The organism is Streptomyces sp. NPDC094143 (assembly GCF_040303825.1).
Taxonomy (GTDB): Bacteria; Actinomycetota; Actinomycetes; order Streptomycetales; family Streptomycetaceae; genus Streptomyces.
Map to the genome: position 1 here is coordinate 1 of NZ_JBEOTZ010000028.1, position 20,118 is coordinate 20,118.

5 protein-coding genes are annotated in these 20,118 nt (G+C 76.1%); all 5 read right to left on the reverse strand.

The features are described from left to right. Positions 1–105: 105 nt before the first annotated feature. Genes ABTZ58_RS29115 through ABTZ58_RS29135 form a run of 5 tightly spaced genes read right to left on the reverse strand, consistent with a single transcriptional unit; the run spans position 106 to position 20,115 of the window. Positions 106–3,633: a non-ribosomal peptide synthetase gene (locus ABTZ58_RS29115; protein WP_351362906.1), complete on the reverse strand. Its 3,528-nt coding sequence runs from the start codon at positions 3,631–3,633 to the stop codon at positions 106–108. A gap of 18 nt (positions 3,634–3,651) precedes the next feature. Beyond that, positions 3,652–11,607: a non-ribosomal peptide synthetase gene (locus tag ABTZ58_RS29120; RefSeq protein ID WP_351362909.1), complete on the reverse strand. Its 7,956-nt coding sequence runs from the start codon at positions 11,605–11,607 to the stop codon at positions 3,652–3,654. Continuing rightward, positions 11,604–16,169 (reverse strand): non-ribosomal peptide synthetase, encoded by a 4,566-nt coding sequence (locus ABTZ58_RS29125; protein ID WP_351362912.1) that lies wholly within the window; start codon positions 16,167–16,169, stop codon positions 11,604–11,606. Before ABTZ58_RS29125 ends, ABTZ58_RS29120 begins: the two co-directional genes overlap by 4 nt. After that, positions 16,166–19,897: a condensation domain-containing protein gene (locus ABTZ58_RS29130; protein ID WP_351362915.1), complete on the reverse strand. Its 3,732-nt coding sequence runs from the start codon at positions 19,895–19,897 to the stop codon at positions 16,166–16,168. The genes ABTZ58_RS29125 and ABTZ58_RS29130 overlap by 4 nt, the downstream gene beginning before the upstream one ends. Beyond that, complete coding sequence (locus tag ABTZ58_RS29135; protein ID WP_351362918.1) at positions 19,897–20,115, reverse strand: MbtH family protein; 219 nt, start codon at positions 20,113–20,115, stop codon at positions 19,897–19,899. Before ABTZ58_RS29135 ends, ABTZ58_RS29130 begins: the two co-directional genes overlap by 1 nt. Between the last annotated feature and the right edge of the window lie 3 nt (positions 20,116–20,118).

Here is a 20,118-nt window from a genome sequence, read left to right on the forward strand (position 1 = left end):
GGAACACGCCGCCCCAGTGCAGCACATCCTCCAGGGTCCTGCGGTTGTGGAGCACGGCGGGGAGCTGTCCCGACACGCCCTGCGGGTCCGGTGCTCCGGCCTCCGTCAGGTGTCGCGCAGCGCCGAGTCGACCTCCTCCGCCGACATGCCCTCGATCTCCAGGTGGAGCGCGGCGACCTGTTCCAGACGCCCCGGGGTGTGCTCCTCGGCGGCCAGCCACTTGGCCATGCCGCCCGCCGTGAGGGTCGCGAACAGGGCGCGCACCGACACCTCGGAGGTGTCCAGGGCTTCCCGCAGCCGGCTCACGATCACGGTGGCGAGCACCGAGTCCCCGCCGAGGGCGAAGAACCCGTCGTCGAGGCCCACGTGTGCGGCGCCGAGGACGTCGGCCCACACCCGGGCGACGACCGTCTCCAGGGCGCTGCCGGGTGCCCGGTGCCCCTCCTCCCCCGGCCCGCGCGTCTCCCACAGCGCCCGGACGGCCCGGCGGTCGAGTTTGCCGTTGGCGGTGAGCGGCAGCTCCGCGGCGACGGCGATCCGGGCCGGGACCATGTGCGGCGGCAGCACCGCTCGCGCCCACCGCCGCAGCTCCTCCTCCGTCGTGCCCGGACCGGCGGCCACCGCGGCCGCCAGCTGGACTCCGGGGCCGTCCGTCAGGCCCGCGACGGCGCGCCGCACCGCCGGGTGCCCGGCGAGTCCCGCCTCCACCTCGCCGAGTTCGATGCGGAAGCCGCGCAGTTTCACCTGGTGGTCGCGGCGGCCGAGGAACTCCAGCGTGCCGTCGGGCCGGTAGCGGGCGAGGTCGCCGGTGCGGTACCAGCGCACGCCGTCGGCCTCGGTGAACCTCGCGGCCGTGCGCTCCGGGTCGCCCCGGTAGCCGAGCGCCAGGCCGTCCCCGCCGATCCACAGCTCGCCCGGCACCCAGTCGGGGCAGTCCCGGCCGCGCGGGTCGACGACCCGGCAGCGCACGTTGCGCAGCGGGGTGCCGTACGGCACGGCCCGCCAGTGCGCGGGCACCCGGGCGTCCACGACCTCGCAGACGGTGGAGTGGATGGCGGTCTCGGTGGTGCCGCCGAGGCCGGCGAACCGGCAGCCGGGTGCCCGCTCGGCGAGCCGCCCGGGCAGGTCGGTGCCCACCCGGTCCCCGCCCAGCAGCACCGCGCGCAGTCCGGTCAGCTCACCGGGGCCGGTGGCGAGCAGCAGCATGTCCAGCAGGGGCGGGACACAGTTGAGGAGCGTCACCCGGTGCCGGCGCACCAGCTCGGCCCACGGCCGGGCCTCACGGCGGTCGGCCTCGTCGATCAGCACCACCGCGCCGCCCGCGCTCAGCAGCCCGAACACGTCGTAGACGGAGAGGTCGAAGTCGAGCGCGGACAGGGCGAGGCAGCGGTCGGCGGGGCCCACGGCGAAGCGCACGTCGAGGTCGTCGATGGTGTTCATGGCCGCCCGGTGCGGCACCTCGACGCCCTTGGGCTCGCCCGTGGAGCCGGAGGTGAACAGGACGTAGGCGACCTGTTCCTCGTCCACCGGGACGGGTGCGGGCAGCGGGTCGTGACCGAGCGCGTCCGGGACGGCCAGGCGGTCGCCGGCCGTGGGGTCGCCCGGGGGCCCGTCGGTGGACCTGCCGGTGAGGCCGTCGGTGGGGCCGTCGGTGAGGGTGAGGCGGTAGCCGGCGGTGGCGCGGATGCGGTCGCGGCGGGCGGGGGGCTGCTCGACGCCGACCGGTACGTACGCGGCCCCGGCGGCCAGCACGCCGAGGACGGCGGTGATCTGACCGGGCCCCTTGGGGAGGCTGACCGCGACGGTGTCGCCCGGCCGTACTCCCCGGTCCACGAGGGCGGCGGCGCAGCGCAGGGCCCGGTCCGCCAGCTCCCCGTAGGTCAGGGCGCCTTCCGTTCCCCACAGCAGGGCCGGCGCGTCGGGCCGCTCGGCCGCGCGGGCGAAGAAGCCCTCGTGCAGGAGGCGGTGGCTGCGCGGGGCGTCGGTGGCGTTCACCGCCCCGCGCACCGCCGACTGCTCCTCGGGCAGCAGGGCGGGGACCGGCCGCTCCCAGACGTCGTCCTCGGTGCCGAGCCGGGTGACGAGCCCGTGGAACGCGGCGAACATCGCGTCGACCAGCCCCGCGGGGAAGGCGTCCTCGCGTACGTCCCAATTGACGAGCAGTCCGCCGTCGACCTCGGTGACCTGGGCGTCGAGCAGCACCTGCGGGCCCTGCGAGATGATCCACACCGGCGTGCCGAAGGAGTCGCGCACATCCGCGTCGAACAGCTCTCCCAGGTTGAGGGCGCTGGTGAACACCACGGGCGCGAGGACCTGTTCACCGCGCTGCCGGGTCAGGTCGCGCAGCACCTCCACGCCGGAGTAGTCGGCGTGCGCGGCATCGGTGTGCATCCGGTCCTGGAGCCGGCGGGCGTGCTCGGTGAACGAGGCCGGCTCGGCCAGGTCCACGTCGAGCAGGACCGAGCTGGTGAAGTCGCCGACGAGCAGGTCGGTGTCGGGGTGGGAGCCGCGGCGGTCGAACATCGGGACGTTCAGCAGGAAGCGCGGCTGACCGCTGTGGGCGGCCAGCACCTCCGAGAAGGCGGTCGCGACGGCCATGGCGGGGGTCAGCCCGTGCTGGTGGGCGCGGGCGGTCAGTCGCCGCTTCTCCTCCGGCGGCAGCCAGTGGTGCCGGCGCGTCACCCGGGCCGGGTCGGCCCGTTCCGTCTCGGGCACCAGCGGCAGGTCCGGCGCGCTGGGCAGCTCGGGCACCCGCCTGCGCCACCACTGCTGCGCCTGCTCCCGGCTCAGCCGCCGCAGTCCGGCCCGCTCCGCCAGGTAGGCGGGGTAGCTGGTGCGGATCGGTGGCAGGGCGGCGCCGGGGTCGCGGTAGAGCTGCGCGAGGTCGGAGAGCAGGACGCGGTAGCTGAGGGCGTCCGCGGCGAGCATGTCGACGTCCACGTGCAGCCGGCTGCGGCCCTCGGGGAGCAGGGAGAGCTGCACGGAGAACACCTCGCCGGCGGCGACGTCGAGCCGGGCGTGCGAGGAGGAGTGCCGGACGTCCTCCAGTTCGGCCGCCGCGGTCTCGTCGTCCAGGTCCCGCAGGTCGTTGACGGTCGTGGCCGGGCGGGTGAGTCCGGGCAGGATCTGCTGGCGGCCGTCGTCGGTGAACCGGGCCCGGAGCATGCCGTGCCGCCGGACCAGGGCCCGTACGGCGGTGTCGAGCCACTCCGGGTCGACACCGGAGCCGTCGAACTCGACGTACAGATGGGCGGCGACGGAGCCGAGGGTGGTGTCGTCGCCGCGACCGATCCAGTAGGCGTGCTGCATCACGGCGAGCGGGAAGGGCTCGCCCGGTTCGGGGGCCGGGGCCTCGGGCGGGGCTTCGGCCCGGGCCTCGGTGGCCGGCTCGGCATGGGCGGGGGCCCGGGACGCGAGCAGGGATCGCCAGGCGCGCAGGGTGGGTTCGCGCGCGAGTTCGGCGAAGCCGACCTTGACGCCCTGCTTGCGCCAGGAGCCGGCGATCCTCATCAGCGTGATGGAGTCCAGGCCCCAGGCTATGAGGCTGTCGTCGTCGCCCGGCGGGGTGTCCGGGCCCAATGTGTCGGTGACCGTACGGAGCAGCTCGTCCGCGGTCGGGGGGTGCTGCGTCACCGGTTCCTCCGCTGTCCCTCAGAAGCCGTCGTTGTCGTCGAAGTCGTCGAAGTCGTCGCCGTTCTGCTCGAAGGCGTGCTCGAAGTCCTCGATGTCCTCCTGGGTCAGGGCCACCAAGGGCAGGTCCGAGGGGGTGAGTCCGCCCGCCGGGGTGTCGCCGGCGTGCCGCACGAGGCCGCGCAGCGCCCGCTCCCACAGCGTCAGCAGGGCGCGGGTCGCGGAGGGGGCGAGGAAGGCCCGCGGAGCGCAGGCCGAGACGTGCAGCCGGACCCCGTCGGCCCGTTCGACGGCGACGGCGTTGATCTCCAGCCCGAACGCGGCGGGCCGGCCGGGATCCGGCGGCACGCCGAGCACCGGCGCCTCCGGGGCCAGTTCCCAGGGTTCGGCGCCCGAGGCGGCGGCGGTGAACCGGCCGAGGTAGTTGAAGACGACCTGGGGATGCGGGCGTTCGGCCAGCCCGGGAGCGGTGGCGGGGTTGAGGTGGCGCAGCAGGCCGTAGCCGATGCCGTGGTCCGGTACGGCGCGCAGCTGCTCCTTGATCCGCTTCAGGGCCGTGCCCGCGGCCGGGCCGCCGGACAGGGCCTCGTCGAGGTCGAGGGGGCCCGGGTCGACGGCGACGGGGTGGAGGGTGGTGAACCAGCCCACCGTGGACGACAGGTGGACGCCCTCGGCGAGTTCCTCCTCACGCCCGTGGCCTTCGAGTCCGACGAGGAGCGAGCGGCCGGCGAGGTCGCCGCGCTCCTCGCGCCAGGCGGCCGCCGCCACCGCGAAGGCGCTCAGCAGCACGTCCGGAACGGCGGCCCGGTAGGCGGCGGGCACCGTCGTCAGCAGCGGGACGGTCAGGTCCGCGGGAAGCACGAGCCTCTCCTCCCGCACGGTCGCCGCGGTGTCCCGGGCGGGGTCGAGGGCCTGGTCCAGCAGGGGCCGTCCGCGTTCCAGCGTCTCGGTCCACCAGGGCAGTTCGCGCGTCCGCCGCGGCGTGCGGGCCTGCTCGGCCAGGAGGCCGCTCCAGCGGCGGAACGAGGTGCCCCTCCGCCGCCGGGGCGTGGCTGTCCCGGACCGCAGGGCCTGCCAGGCGTCGGCCAGTTCGGCGGTGATGATCCGCCAGGACACGCCGTCCACGACGAGATGGTGCGCGACCAGGAGCAGCCGGTCCGTGCCGAGCAGCACCGCCTGGAGCATCCGTCCGGCCCTGGGGTCCAGCCGGGCCGCCGCCCTCTCCACCTGCCCCTGCGGGCCGGTGTCCGGGGCGCGGGTCAGCAGGTCGCTCGCGCGCACGGTGCCCTCGGCGGGGACCGTGAGGTGGCTGCCGTCGTCCGCCAGCCGGGCGCGGAGCATGTCGTGCCGGTCCAGGAGGGTCTGCAGGACGGTGGTGGCGTCGTCGTCGGTCAGGCCGTCGGGCGTCACCAGGAGGACGGCCTGGGCGAGGCCGCCGTAGGAGCCGTCGGGGCCGGCCGCCCACCGCATGACCGGGGTGAGCCCGACGTCGCCCAGCGGGTCGTCGGCGGGTGCCCCGGCCGTGGCCGGGTGCCCGGTGTCACCGGCGGCCGCGGCCAGTCCGGCCGGGGTGGGCGACTGGAAGACCTGCCGCGGGCTGAGGGCCAGGCCGGCCTTGCGGGCGAGGGTCACCAGCCGGATGGAGACGATGCTGTCGCCGCCCAGCTGGAAGAAGTCGTCGTCGACGCCGACCTGTTCGAGGCCGAGGACGGTGGCGAACAGGGCGCTGAGCCGCCGTTCGCGTTCGTTCGCGGGTTCCCGGGAGGTGCCGGTGGCGGCCGACTCGGGGGCGGGCAGACCGGCCCGGTTCACCTTGCCGGAGGGCAGCAGCGGGAAGGCGTCCAGGACGGTGAGGGTGCGCGGCACCATGTGCTCGGGCAGCCGCTCGCGGAGCCAGTCGCGCAGTTCGGGCAGGACGCCGGGGGCGGCCAGGCAGTATCCGGCGAGCTGTGTGACGCCGGGGGCGTCCTCGCGGACGACCACCACGCCGCGCCGGACGCCCGGGTGCTGTTCGAGGACCGCCTCGATCTCCTCCAGCTCCACCCGCATGCCGCGGATCTTCACCTGGTTGTCGGCGCGGCCGAGGAACTCCAGGGTGCCGTCGCGCTGCCGGCGGACCAGGTCGCCGGTGCGGTAGAGGCGTTCGCCGGGCGGGCCGTACGGGTCGGCGACGAAGTGACCGGCGGTGCGGCGCGGGTCGTTGACGTAGCCCCGGCCGAGGTAGACGCCGCCCGCGTACAACTCGCCCGGCACGCCCACCGGCACGGGCTGCAGCCGTTCGTCCAGGACGTACAGGCGGGTGTTGGAGTTGGGCCGGCCGATGGAGACGGCGCTGCGGACGGAGCCGGTGCGGTACACGACGTGGCTGACGCCGATGGTGGCCTCGGCCGGGCCGTAGCCGTGGTACATCACCGCCGCGCTGGCCTTGCGGAAGCGGGCGAACAGTTCGGGGGTGAGCACCTCGCCGCCGCACCACACGTGTTTCAGCGAGGCGGCGCGGCGGGCGAAGCCGTCCAGTTCGAGGAGCAGGTCGAGCATGGAGGAGACCAGGTAGGTGAAGGTCACCCGGTGCCGCTCGACGGTGTCGAGGAGGTAGTCGGTGTCCCGTTCGCCGCCGGGTTCGGCGATCACCACGCGCCCGCCGTTGACGAGCGGCAGGAAGATCTCGTTGATGGAGATGTCGAAGCCGAGCGGCGCCTTGAACAGGGCCGCGTCGCCGGTGCCGAACCCCAGCAGCCCGCGCTGCCACAGCAGCCGGTGCGCGATGGCCCGGTGCCGGATCATGGCGCCCTTGGGGACGCCGGTCGAGCCGGAGGTGTAGATGACGTAGGCGAGGCCCTCGGGGTCGACGGGGACGCCGGGGTGGTGAGCCGTGGGTCCGTCGAGGGCGACCTCGACGACGGGCGGCGCGTCCGGCCCGAGCGTGTCCCGCCCGAGGACGCCGTCGTCGCCGGGCCGGCCCAGGACGGCGGTCAGGGCCGCGCCCCGGCACACCTCGGCGATGCGGCGGGCCGGCCAGGACGGCTCCAGCGGCACGAAGGCACCGCCCGCCTTCAGCACGGCGAGCAGCCCGACGGCCATTTCCACGGAGCGTTCCAGGTGGATGCCGACGCGGCACTCGGGGCCCACGCCCAGGGCGACGAGCCGCCGCGCCAGGCCGCCCGCCAGGGCGTCGAGTTCGGCGTAGGTGAGGGTGCGGCCGCCGGGGACGCCGTACTCGACGGCCACCAGGTGCGGGGTTCTGGCGACCTGCTCCTCCACCAGTGCGGTGAGGGTGGTGGCCGGCACGGGGCGGGCGGTGTCGTTCCACTCCCTCAGCAGCAGGTGCCTCTCGCGTGGGGTGAGGACGTCGGCCGCGCCCACCGGGCGGTCCGGGTGCCGGGCCAGTTCGCCGGCCAGGCGGACGAACCGCTCGGTCACCTCCCGCGCGGTGTCCGGGTCGTACAAGGCCTCGCTGTAGACCAGGCAGCCGTCGATGCCGCCGGCGTCGGCCCGCTCGGACACGTGGAAGGCCAGGTCGGTCTTGGCGGTGTGGAAGGGGACGCGCCGCTCGGTCAGGGTGAGTCCGGCGAAGTCCCGGACGGCGGGCGGGGCCTGCTGGTGGGCCAGCATGACCTGGAACAGCGGGTGGCGGCCCGTGGAGCGGGTGGGTCCGAGCGCGTCCACCAGCCGTTCGAAGGGCAGGTCCTGGTGGGCGTAGGCGTCCACGTCGGCCTCGCGCACCCGGGTGAGCAGGGCGCGGAACGCCGGGTCGCCGGAGACGTCGGTGCGCAGCACGAGGGTGTTGACGAACAGGCCCACCAGGTCGTCCAGGGCGGGGTCGGCGCGGCCGGCGACCGGGGTGCCGAGCGGGATGTCGTCCCCGGCGCCCAGCCGGGCGAGCAGGACGGCCAGGGCGGCCTGGAGGGCCATGAAGACGGTGCCGCCCGCCTCGGCGGACAGGTCGCGCAGCGCCCGGTGGGTCGTGGCGTCGAGGGTGAAGTCGACGGCGCCGGCCCGGTGGCCGGGCACGGCCGGGCGCGGCCGGTCGACGGGCAGCTGGAGTTCCTCCGGGAGCCCTTCCAGACGCCGGGCCCAGGAGTGGACCTCGCGGGCGGTGTACGCCTCGTCGAGCAGGTCGCGCTGCCACAGGGTGTGGTCGGCGTACTGCACGGCGAGCGGCGGCCAGGCGGGGGGCGCGCCGTCGCGGCGTGCGGCGTAGGCGGTCTCCAGGTCGCGCAGCAGCGGCTCGGCCGACCAGCCGTCGGTGGCGATGTGGTGGACGAGCACGAGCAGCACGTGGTCGTCTGGGGCGAGGGCCGCGAGGGTGGCGCGGACGGGGATCTCGCGGTCGAGGGCGAAGGAGTGGGCGGCGGCCCGGGCGAGCAGCGCGTCGACGTCGGCGGCGGGGGCGGTCACCACGTCGAAGGGCACGGCCGCGTCCCTGCGGATCTCCTGCCGGGGCACGCCGTCGGCGTCGGGGAAGACGGTGCGCAGGGCCTCGTGGCGGTCCACGACGTCCTGGAGCGCCGCCCGCAGGGCCGCCGGGTCGAGCGGGCCGCGGAGCCGGACGGCGGTGGGGATGTTGTAGGTGGGGGTCGGCCCTTCCAGCCGGTACAGGAACCACAGCCGGGACTGGGCGAAGGACAGCGGCAGCGGGTCGGGGCGCCGGGCGGCGGGGCGCAGGGCGGGCCGCCGCTGGGCGGGCGCGTCCAGCAGGGGTGCCAGGCCGGCCGGGGTGGGGGTGTCGAAGACGGCCCGCAGCGGCAGGTCGACGCCGTGCTCGGCGCGGACGCGGGCGACGAGGCGGGTGGCGAGCAGGGAGTGGCCGCCGAGGGCGAAGAACGCGTCGTGGACACCGACCGAGGGCAGCCCGAGCAGGTCGGCGAAGAGGCGGCACAGGGTCGCCTCGGCCTGGGTGCGGGGCGCGGTGGCGGTGGTGAGCGCCGACAGGTCGGGGCAGGGCAGGGCGGCGCGGTCGAGTTTGCCGTTGGGGGTCAGCGGCAGGGCGTCCAGCACGACGACCGCGGAGGGCACCTGGTGGTCCGGCAGGGTGCGCGCGAGGTTCCGCCGGACCTCCAGTGGTTCCGGGCGGGAGCCGGGCCCGGGGACGGCGTAGGCGACCAGGCGGGGTTCGCCGTGGGCGTCCCGGCGTACGGTGACCGCGGCCTGGGACACCCCGGGCAGGGCGGCCAGGGCGGCCTCCGTCTCGCCGGGCTCGACCCGGGCACCGCGGATCTTCACCTGGTCGTCGGCCCGGCCGAGGAACTCCAGGGCGCCGTGGGCGGTCCAGCGGACCACGTCGCCGGTGCGGTAGAGGCGGCTGCCGGGCGGGCCGTAGGGGTCGGCGACGAAGCGTGCGGCGGTCAGGGCCGGGCGGGAGTGGTAGCCCCGGGCGAGCTGGGTCCCGGCGAGGTACAGCTCGCCCGCCACGCCGGGCGGCACCGGGCGCAGGGCGGCGTCCAGGACGAGCGTGCGGGTGTTCCACACCGGGCGCCCGATGGGCACGGAGCCGGAGGCGGAGCGTGTGCCGTCGGCGCAGGACCAGGCGGTGACGTCGACGGCCGCCTCGGTCGGGCCGTAGAGGTTGTGCAGGCCGGTGCCGGGCAGCAGGCGGGCGCAGCGCTCGGCGAGGTCCGCCGGCAGGGCCTCGCCGCTGCACACGATCCGGCGCAGCACGCCCCGGGCCCGCGCGGCGGCGGGGTCGTCGAGGAAGACCCGCAGCATCGACGGGACGAAGTGGGCGGTGGTGACCCGCTGTTCGCGGATCAGGGAGGCCAGGTGGGCGGGGTCGCGGTGGCCGCCGGGGCGGGCGAGGATGAGCGCCGCCCCGGTGATCAGCGGCCAGAAGAACTCCCAGACGGAGACGTCGAAGCCCGCCGGGGTCTTCTGCAGCACCCGGTCCTCGGGGCCGAGACGGTAGGTGTCCTGCATCCACAGCAGCCGGTTGACGATCGCGGCGTGCGGGACGACGACGCCCTTGGGGCGGCCGGTGGAGCCGGAGGTGAAGATGACGTACGCGGGGTGGCCGGGCCGCAGCGGCGCGAGCCGTTCCGCGTCGGTGACGGGGGCGGGGTCGTGTGCGGCCAGGCGGTCGCGCACGCTCGGGTCGTCGAGCAGGAGCGTGGGTGCCGCGCAGGCCGGGACCCGGTCGGCGGTGCCGCTCGACGTCAGCACGAGGGCCGGGGCGGCGTCCTCGATCATCACGGCGAGGCGTTCGGCGGGGTACCCGGTGTCCAGGGGGACGTAGGCGGCGCCCGCCTGGAGGACGGCGAGGAGCGCCACGACCAGGTCGGGTCCCCGGTCGAGGGCCACGGCGACGCGGTGTTCCGGGCCGGCGCCGCGGGCGATCAGCAGACGGGCCAGGCGGTTGGCGCGGGCGTGGAGGGCGGCGTGGCCGAGGGTGCCGCCCTCGTGGGTGAGCGCCGGCGCGTCGGGGGTGCGTGCGGCCTGCTCGGTGAGCAGGGCGGCCAGGGTGGTGCCGGGGACGGGCCGGGCGGTGGCGTTCCACTCCCCCAGCACCTGCTGTTCCTCCGTGGCGGGCATCAACGGCAACCGCGAGACGGGCAGTTCGGGGTCGGCCAGGCCGGCGGCGAGGAGCGTCTCCAGCCGGTGCAGCAGCCGGTCGACGGTCTCCGGGGTGAACAGGGCGCTGCGGTAGGTGGCCTCGACGCGCAGCTGTCCGCCGGTGAGGAAGGCCTCCAGGGACAGGTCGAACTGGGTGGTGCCGTTGTGGACGGTCTCCCATTCGGCGCTCACCCCGGGCAGCCGCGGCCCCTGGAGGCCCTGGGTGAGGAAGAGCAGCATGACGTCGAACCAGACGGCCCGGCCCGGGTGCCGCTCCGGGCGCAGCCGCTCCACCAGCAGGTCGAACGGCATGTCCTGGTGGGCGTACGCCTCGGTGCACAACGCGCGGACCCGTTCGACGAGTTCGCCGGTTCCGGGGTCGCCGTCGAGGTCGGCGCGCAGGGCCAGGGTGTTGCCGAAGTTGCCGATGAGCTGGTCGAGTCCGGGCAGGTCGCGGTTCATCACGGCCGAGCCGACGGGGATGTCGGTGGCTCCGGTGAGGCGGTGGAGCAGGGCGGCGAGGCCCGCGAGCAGCACCATGAACGGGGTGGCGCCGGCCGTGCGGGCGTAGGCGGTGAGCCGTTCGGTGACCTCGGGCGCGAAGGTGTGGAAGCGGCGGTCGCCGTGCGCGGTGGGCCGGGGCGTGCGGGGCGCGTCGGTGGGCAGGTCCAGGGGGCGGGGCGGCGGGGCCAGGGCGGTGCGCCAGTGGTCGAGGTGGCCGGAGAGCCGCTCGTCGGTGAAGGTGGTGCGCTGCCAGAGGGCGAAGTCGGCGTACTGGGCAGGCAGTTCGGGCAGTCCGTCGCCTTCGCCCCCGAGCGCGGCCCGGTAGAGGGCGCTCAGGTCACGGGACAGGGCGTTGAAGGTGCCGCCGTCCCAGGCAATGTGGTGCACCGTCAGCACGAGGGTGTGGTCGTGCTCGTCCCGCCGGACCAGCAGGGCCCGCAGGGGGTGGTCGGCGGTGAGGTCGAACGGGGTCGCGGAGGCCGCACGGGCGAGGGCGGCGGCCCGCCGGTCCCGCTCGCCGGCGGGCAGTCCGTGCAGGTCCGCCGTGTCGAAGCGCAACTCGGCCGTGGCATCGACGACTTGGTGGGGCGTTCCGTCGTCGGTCGTGGGATACCGGGTGCGCAGCACCTCGTGCCGGGCGAGCAGGCCGGCCAGGGCGGTGCGCAGCGCGTGGGCGTCGAGCGGGCCGCGCAGCCGGATGGCCAGGCAGACGTTGTAGGCGGGGCCGGCCGGGTCGAGCTGCTGGAGGAGCCACATCCGGGACTGGGCGTACGACAGGGGCAGCGGGCTCGCGTCCCGGGGCCGGGGCGGGATCCGCTCGGCCCGGACGGGGGTGTCGGCCAGGCCGGCGTTCTCCAGTCTGCGGCGCAGCAGTTCCCGCTTGCGGGCCGCGAGATCACCGGGCGGGGCCGCCTGGGTGTCGGTCACTGGTCTCCGCCTTTCAGCAGCCGTTCGAGGGAAGCGGTCCACAACGCGCCGAGCCGCTCGGTCTGCGCCCGTGTGAAGAGCCGTTCCGGCCAGTGCCAGCAGGCCGTGAGGACCGGGCCGCCGGTGTCCGTGCCGTCGCTGATCAGCGCGTCGAGGACCAGCGGGTACCGGACCGGTGTCGCGGGGTCGGCCCGTCCGCCCACGGCGCCCGTCTCGGGGGCGCCGGTGAACGCGGCGTCCCCGGTCCGCTCGCCGAGGGTCATCCGGCCCAGGTAGTTGACCTGGATCCGGGGTTCCGGGAGCTCGGCGAGGAGGGGGGCGGTGTCCGGGTTGAGGTGGCGCAGCAGGCCGTGGCCGATGCCCTGGTCGGGCGCGGCGGCCACCTGCTCGCGCACGCGCCGGAGCTGCTCGGCGGGGGGCGCGTCGCCGGGGTCGAGGCGGACGGGGAAGACGGTGGTGAACCAGCCGAGGGTGCCCGACAGGTCGGCGTCCGGCAGCAGGTGCTCCTCGCGGCCGTGCCCCTCCAGGGCGATGTGGACGGACTCGTCCGGGGCGGGGCGGCCGAGTTCGCGCCGCCAGGCCGGGACGGCGAGGGCCAGCGCCGTCAGCAGGACGTCCCGCACGGGGTGGGCGAGGAGGCGCGCGGTGAGGTCCGGGCCGAGAGTCGTCTGGTGGCGGCGCACGGTGGCCAGGGTGTCCCGGGCGGGGTCGAGCGCGGCGGCGCCCGGCTCCGGTTCGGGCCGGCCCGACACGGCGGTCCAGTGGGCGAGTTCGGCCGTGCGGCGTGGCGAGACGGCCTCGGCGCGCAGCGCCCGGGCCCATTCCCGGAAGGACGTGCCGGGCGCCGGCAGGGGGGTGCCGTGCCAGGCCGCGGCGAGGTCGGCGGTGAGGACGCCCCAGGAGGCGGCGTCGGTCGCCAGGTGGTGCAGGACGGCCAGCAGGCGTCCCTCGCGGCCCGGCCCGGTGTCGAACCACAGGAACCGGGCCACCGCCCCGGCGGCGGGGTCGAGTTGGGCGGCGAGTTCCTCGAAGGCGCCGGGCACGCGGGCGCCGATCGTGGCGTGGTCCAGCCGGGCGGCGTCGGTGCGCCGTACGCAGTCCGGGGCGCGGACGGTGCCCGGCGGGGCGGTGCGCAGGCGCCAGGTGCCTCGCTCGTCGGGTGCGAGGGTGGCGCGCAGCAGGTCGTGCCGGTCCAGGACGGTCTGGACCGTGCGGTGCAGGCGGTCGAGGTCCATGCCGGGCGGGGTGCGCAGGAAGCGGGCCTGGGCGAGGGTGTCGAAGGGGGCGTTCCGGGCGACGAGCGAGGCGAGCGCCGGGGGCAGCGGGATGTCGCCGACTCCGGCGTCCGGGTCCGCGTCCGGGCGCCGGGCGGTGCAGGCGGCCGCCGCGAGTCCCGCGACGGTCGGGTGTTCGAACACGTCGCGTGGGGAGAGCGCAAGGCCGGCGGCGCGGGCCCGGCCGACCAGCCGCATGGAGACGATGCTGTCGCCGCCGAGCGTGAAGAAGCTGTCGTGCACGCCCACCGAGTCCACCCCGAGGACCTGCGCGAAGAGTTCGGCGAGCTGTTTCTCGGCCGCGGTGCGCGGCGGTTGCGCGGCGGGCCCGGCGGTGCGGGACGGGGCCGGGAGCGCGGCGGTGTCGAGCTTGCCGTTGAGGGTGAGGGGGAACGCGTCGACCGGGACGAACGCCGACGGCACCATGTAGTCGGGCAGGACGGCGGCGGCCGCGAGGCGCAGCAGCTGAGCCGTCTCCTCGGCGGGCGGGGCGGCCGGGGTCGTGACGACGTAGGCGACGAGGCTGCGTACGCCCGGGGTGTCCTCGCGGACCACGACCGCGGCGCGTTCGACGAGCGGGTGGTCGAGCAGGACCGCCTCGATCTCGCCGGGTTCGATCCGGTAGCCCCTGATCTTGACCTGGTCGTCGACACGGCCGAGGCACTCCACCAGGCCGTGCCGGGTCCACCGGGCGATGTCCCCGGTGCGGTACATGCGGGCGCCGGGCCGGAGGGCGAACGGGTCGGCGACGAACCGGCTCGCGGTGGTCCCGGGGCGGCCGAGGTAGCCGCGGGCCAGTCCCTCGCCGGCGATGTACAGCTCGCCGTCGACGCCGGCCGGCACGGGGTTGAGGTGCCCGTCGAGGATGTACAGGGTGGCCCCGGCCACGGGCCGGCCGATGGCGGGCCGGTCGCTGAGCGCGAGGTCGCAGTCGGCGGAGTCGACGGTGCACTCGGTGGGCCCGTACAGGTTGTGCGCGGCCGGCTGGCCGGTCTCCCTGAGGGTGCGCCACAGGTCGGGCGGTACGGCCTCGCCGCCGACGGCCAGCACCTTCAGCTCGCCCCGCCAGTCGCCGCCGCCCGCGACCACCTCCGCCAGCAGGGACGGGGACAGCTCGATGAACTCGATGCGGTTCCCGGCGAGGAAGGCGCGCAGCGCGTCGGGGTCGCGGCGGACGTCCTCGGGCACCAGGTGCAGTTCGTGCCCGGCGAACATCCACAGCATGGGCTGCCAGGAGGCGTCGAAGGCCGTCGGCCAGGCGTGGCCGACGCGCAGCGGCCGGCCGCCCACCGCCGCCGAGGCCGGTGCGTGCAGGGCGGCGTGGTGTGCGGCGCAGAGGTTGACGATCGCCCGCTGCGGCACGACGACGGCCTTGGGGCGGCCGGTGGAGCCCGAGGTGTAGATGACGTACGCGGGGTGCTCGGGCAGCAGCGGTCCGGCGCGGTCGGTGTCCGTGAGGTCGGTGCCGTCCGCCTCCGCGAGGCGCCGCCGGGTGCCGGGGTCGTCGAGGAGGAGCGCGGGCACGTCGCCGAGGGCGGCGGGGCCGGGGGCGGTGCCGGTGGTGGCGACCAGGGCGACGGGCCGGGCGTCGGCCAGCATGCCGGCGATCCGCTCCTCGGGCCAGGCTGGGTCGAGGGGCAGATAGGCGGCGCCCGCCTTCTGGACGGCGAGCAGCGCGGTGATGGTGTCGGGCGTGGGCGGCAGGGCCAGGGCGACGATCCGCTCCGGCCCGGCGCCTAAGCCGGCCAGCACCCGGGCCAGCCGGTTGGCCTCGGTGTTGACCTCGGCGAAGGTGAGCCGCCGCCCGTCGCCGGCGACGGCCACCGCGTCCGGGGTCCGGGCGGCTTGTTCCTGGAAGACCTCCGGCAGGGTGGCGTGCGGGGTGGGCGGCCGTTCCGTCCTGCCGCGGGCGAGCAGCGCGGTCCGTTCCTCGGGGGCGAGGACGTCCAGTGCCGCGAGGGGCGTGTCGGGTGCCGCGACGACCGCGCGGACGAGCTGTTCGAAGCGTCCGGCGAGCCGCTGGACGGCCGGGCGGTCGTAGCAGTCGGGCCGGAACTCGAAGACCACGCCGAGGCGTTCCCCGGTGAGGACGGCGAGGGTCAGGGGGTAGTGGGTGGCGCCGGAGCCCTTGACGTCGCGGATCCGCAGCCCGGCCTCCGCCTCCGCGCGGGCCACCGCCGCCTGGTCGATCGGGTAGTTCTCGAAGACCAGCAGGGTGTCGAAGAGGTCGTCGGCCCCGGCGAGGCGCTGGATCTCGGTGAGCCCGAGGTACTGGTGGTCCATCAGCCGGGACTGCTCGTCCTGCAGCCGGCGCAGGTAGGCGCAGACCCGCTCCCCCGGCGGCACGGACACCCGCACGGGCACGGTGTTGATGAACAGGCCGATCATCGACTCGGCGCCGGGGAGTTCGGCGGGCCGCCCCGCCACGGTCGCGCCGAAGACCACGTCGTCCCGGCCGGTCAGGCGTGCCAGCAGCAGGGCCCACAGGCCCTGGACGACGGTGTTGACGGTGACGCCCCGGGCGCGGGCGGTCCGCCGCACGCCGGCGGTGAGGTCCTCGGACAGGCGCAGGGTGTGCAGTTCGGGCGGGACGGGGACGAGGCCGGCCGGCGCGGGGGCCAGCAGGGTCGGTGCCGCCCTGGCGAGCGCCCGGCGCCAGGCCCGGCCGGACACCTCCCGGTCCCGGCTCGCCAGCCAGGCGAGGAAGTCCCGGTACGGCCGTACGGCGGGCAGCGGCGCACAGCGGCCGGGGGCGATCCGGTGGGCGTACAGCTGGAGGAGTTCGCGCAGGAGCAGCGGGATCGACCAGCCGTCCAGGAGCAGGTGGTGGTTGGTGAGGACGAGCAGACGGCGGTCCTCGCCCCGGTCGATCAGGGTCAGGCGCAGCAGCGGGGGGTCGGTCGGGTCGAAGCGGGCGGCGGCGTCGGCGGCGACGAGGCGCTCCACGTCCGCCTCGTCGGCGGCGGTGGCCTCCCGCCAGTCGACGGGGACCTCCTTGAGGACGACCTGTACCGGCTCGTCCATGTCGTCCTCGTGCAGGAAGGCGCTGCGCAGCACGGCGTGCCGGGCGACGAGCTCCTCGGCGGCGGCGCGCAGCGGCCCGGGGCGCAGCGCGCCCTCGATCTCCACGAGGGACTGCATGGTGTAGACGTCCTGGGCGGCCTCGTCGAACAGGGCGTGGAACAGCAGGCCCTGTTGCAGCGGGGACAGCGGCAGGACGTCCTCCACCAGGGACCCGTCGTCGGCCCCGGGCCCGTCCTCCGCCGCCCCGGCGGGCTCTGTGCTCATCGGCTCCTCCACCTCGCCTTGACGTTGTCGAGCTGCGACGGGCTGAGCGACACCAGCGGCGCGGCGGTCGCGGTGAACTGCTCCTGCGGTGCGGCGCCGTCCCGCCGTGCGCGGGCGAGACCGGCCGGGGTGCGGTGGGTGAACACGTCCCGGGGTGACAGGGCGAGTCCCGCCCTGCGGGCGCGGTCGGCCAGCCGGACCGAGACGACGCTGTCGCCGCCCAGGGCGAAGAAGTCGTCGTGGACGCCCACCCGTTCGACTCCGAGGACCTCGGCGAACAGTGCGCACAGCACCTTCTCCGGCTCGGTGCGCGGCGGATCGAAGGTGCTCGCCCGCGTGAAGTCGGGAGCGGGCAGCGCACGGCGGTCGAGCTTGCCGCTGGGGGTGTGCGGCAGTGCCGGCAGGACCACCACGGCGGCCGGGACGCAGTGCGCGGGGAGACGCTCGGCGAGCGCGTGCCGCAGGGCGGCCGGGTCCGGTACGTCGTCGCCGTCCGGCTCGGGCTCGACGTACGCCACGAGCCGCCGCGGCGCCGTGCCGTCCTGGCGGGCCACGACCGCGGCCCGGCGCACGCCCGGCAGGGCACGGGCCGCGGCCTCGACCTCTCCGGGCTCGACGCGGAAGCCGCGGATCTTGACCTGCTGGTCGGCCCGGCCCAGGAACTCGACCGTGCCGTCGGGCCGGAGCCGGGCGAGGTCGCCGGTGCGGTAGAGGCGGCTGCCGGGCGGACCGAAGGGGTCGGCGACGAACCGTTCGGCGGTACGCCCGGGCTGACCGAGGTACCCACGGGCGAGCCCGTCCCCCGCGAGATACAACTCCCCGGCCGCACCGACGGGCGCCGGGCGCAGGAACGGGTCCAGCACGTACACCCGGGTACCGGCGATGGGCCGCCCGAGCGGGACGGAGCCGGTGGCCGGCCGGTCAGGTGACACGACGGGGGCGACGGGGCCGCCGGGCGGGACGGCCGGGGTGACGGCCCCGCCGGGAGAGGCAGGACGGGTGACCGGCCCGCCAAGAGAGACAGTACGGGTGACCGGCCCGCCGGGAGAGACAGTACGGGTGACCGGCCCGCCGGGAGAGGCGGTGTCGGCAAGGGACCCGATCGGTGCAGCGGTGCCCGGACGTGGCTCGCCCTGCGGGACGGAGCCGATGCCGGACCGGTCCAGCGGCGCGGCATCGGTGACAGGCCCGCCGGGCGGGGCGCCACCGGCGGCCGACCGGCCAGGCGGGACGGTGCCGGCGGCGGGTCCGGCCGGCCGGGCGGTGCCGCCGGCTGGCCCGCCGGGGGAGGCGGTGTCGGCACCCGGCCCGCCCGGCGAAGCACCGTCCCGGCCCGGCCCAGCCGGCGAGGCGGCGTCCGGAGCCTGGCCCGGCAGCGTCCGTGCTGTGCTGGTCGGTTGGGGCGTCGTGGTGTTCTCGGGGGTGTACACGTGGGCCAGGCTGTCGCCCGCCGCTTCCGAGCAGCCGTAGAGGTTGACGAGGCGGGAGCCGGGCCAGCGGGCGGTGAGCCGGCGGGCCAGGTCGGTGGTGAGGGGTTCGCCGCTGGAGATCCAGGTGCGCACCGAGGCGAAGCCGCCCGGCGGGGTGGACTCCACCAGGGTGCCGTGGAGGCTGGGCACCGCGGTGAGCAGGGTGGCCCCGTACCGGTCGGCCAGCGCGGCCAGCGCGGTCGGATCGCCGGCCGACGCGTCGTCGGCGAGGGCCACGGCCTCGCCGGCGACCAGCGCGCCGAGCAGTTCGGTCAGTCCGTCGATGAAGCTGATCGGGCTCTTGGCGATACGCGCGCCGCCCGGACCGTTCGTCAGTTCCCTTCCCCAGGCGAGCCGGTTGGCCAGGGCGCGCTGGGTGCCGAGCACGCCCTTGGGGCGGCCGGTGGAGCCGGAGGTGAAGACGACGTAGGCAGGGTGGTCGGGTGACAGCGGCGGGCGCGGTGCGGCGGTGGCCCTCTCCCCGGGATGGCAGACGGACTCCGGGTCGAGGGCGAGGCGCCGGGCCGTGTCCCGGTCGCTCACCACGAGCGGGGGCCGGGCGTCTTCGAGCATGACGGCGACGCGCTCGGGCGGGTAGGCCGGGTCGAGGGGCATGCAGGCCGCCCCGGCCTTGAGGACGGCGAGCAGGGCGATGACGAGATCCGCTCCGCGCGGCAGGGCGACGCCGACGATCGTCTCGGGTCCGGCGCCGCGGGCGAGCAGGGCGGCGGCCGACGCGCCGGCAGCCGCGTCGAGTTCGGCGAAGGTGAGGGTGGTGTCCCCGTGGTGGACGGCGGGGGCGTGGGGCGTGCGGGCGGCCTGGTCCTCGAAGAGGTCGCGGACGGTGGTGTGCTGCGCGTACCGGCCGTGCGTCTCGTGTGCGGCGAAGGTCCTCTCCTGGTCGGGGCGTTCCCCCGGGGCGCCGCGCAGCGCGTCGGCCGGGGCGGTGCCGAGCCGCCCCACCAGTTGGCCGGGCTCCTCCGTGAACGCCCCAACGAGCCGGTGCAGGCCGGCCGCGATGCCGGTCACCGTCGCCTGGTCGAGTGCCGTGGGCCGGTGACTGAAGGTCAGGGTGAGCCGGTCGCCGGGCAGGGCGGTGAGGGTCAGCGGGTAGTGCGTGGCGTCGCGGACCGACACCTCGGTCATGCGGGGGCCGTCGGGGCCCAGGGCGTCGGCGATGCCCTCGTCGTCGATGGGGTAGCTCTCGAACACCAGCAGCGTGTCGAAAAGCAGGTCGTGCCCGGCGGCCCGCTGGATGCCGGCCAGACCGAGGTGCTCGTGGCCGAGCAGGGCCGACCGCTCGGCCTGGATCCGCCGGAGCAGGCCGCTGAGCGGTTCGGCGGGGCGTAACCGCACGCGGACCGGCTGGGTGGTGATGAACAGGCCGACCATCGACTCGATGCCGGGCACGTCGGCGTCGCGGCCGGAGACCGTGGCGCCGAGGACGACGTCGAGCCGGCCGGTGTGCCGGGCGAGCAGCACCGCCCACAGACCCTGCAGCACCGTGCTGACGGTCACGCCGTGCGCGCGGGCGGTGGCGGTGAGGGCCTCGGTCTCCCGCTCGGACAGCTCCACGACGTGCCGTCCCGGCTGTTCGGCGGGCAGATCGCGTGCCCCGGGGGCGAGGAGGCACGGCTCGTCGAGGTCCTGGAGGGCGTCCCGCCAGGCCTGTTCGGCGGCCGCGCGGTCCTGGCGGGCCAGCCACGCGAGGTAGTCGCGGTAGGGGCGGACCGGGGGCAGGGCGGCCGGGTCGCCGCCCGAGGTGTAGAGGCGGAAGAGCTCGCGGACCAGCACGGGCGCGGACCAGCCGTCCCAGAGCAGGTGGTGGGAGGAGATCAGCAGCCGGTGGTCCCGGTCCCCGAAGGCCACCAGCCGGACCCGCAGCAACGGCGGGCGGGCCAGGTCGAAGCGGGCCTCCCGGTCCCGGGCGAGCAGGTCCTCGAACGCCTCCTGCCGCTCGGCGGGCGGCAGGCCGGACAGGTCCGTGTGGCGCCACGGCGTGCGCACGCCATGGGCGATCACCTGGACCGGCCGGCCCGACCGCTGGGTGCGGAAGGCAGCCCGGAGGTTGGCGTGCCGGGCCAGCAGGGCGTCCGCGGCCGCGCGCAACCGGCCCGGGTCCAGGGGCCCTTCGAGCCGGATGACGAGCCGGCCGGTGTAGACGTCCGGGGCGTGCTCGTCGTACAGGGCGTGGAAGACCATGCCCTCCTGGGTCGGGGACAGGGGCAGGACGTCCTCCACGACCGGGCGGGGCGCCATCAGTCGCCGGCTCCGCGCATGGCCTCGGCCAGGCTGCGCGGGCGCATGTCCGTCCAGTGCCGCTCGATGTGCTCCAGGCAGGCGGCCCGGGTGTCCGGGCCGTGCACGCTCTCCCAGCCGGCCGGTACGGGCGCGAAGTCGGGCCACAGCGAGTACTGGCCCTCGTCGTTGACCAGCGCGCGGAAGGTGCCGCTGTCGTCGTCGAACGGGTTGGCCATGGC

Bases quoted from the DNA above. Each gene is read 5' to 3' on its own strand.
- ABTZ58_RS29125 (WP_351362912.1), bottom strand. From the start codon at position 16,169: ATGAGCACAGAGCCCGCCGGGGCGGCGGAGGACGGGCCCGGGGCCGAC.
- ABTZ58_RS29130 (WP_351362915.1), bottom strand. From the start codon at position 19,897: ATGGCGCCCCGCCCGGTCGTGGAGGACGTCCTGCCCCTGTCCCCGACC.
- ABTZ58_RS29135 (WP_351362918.1), bottom strand. From the start codon at position 20,115: ATGGCCAACCCGTTCGACGACGACAGCGGCACCTTCCGCGCGCTGGTC.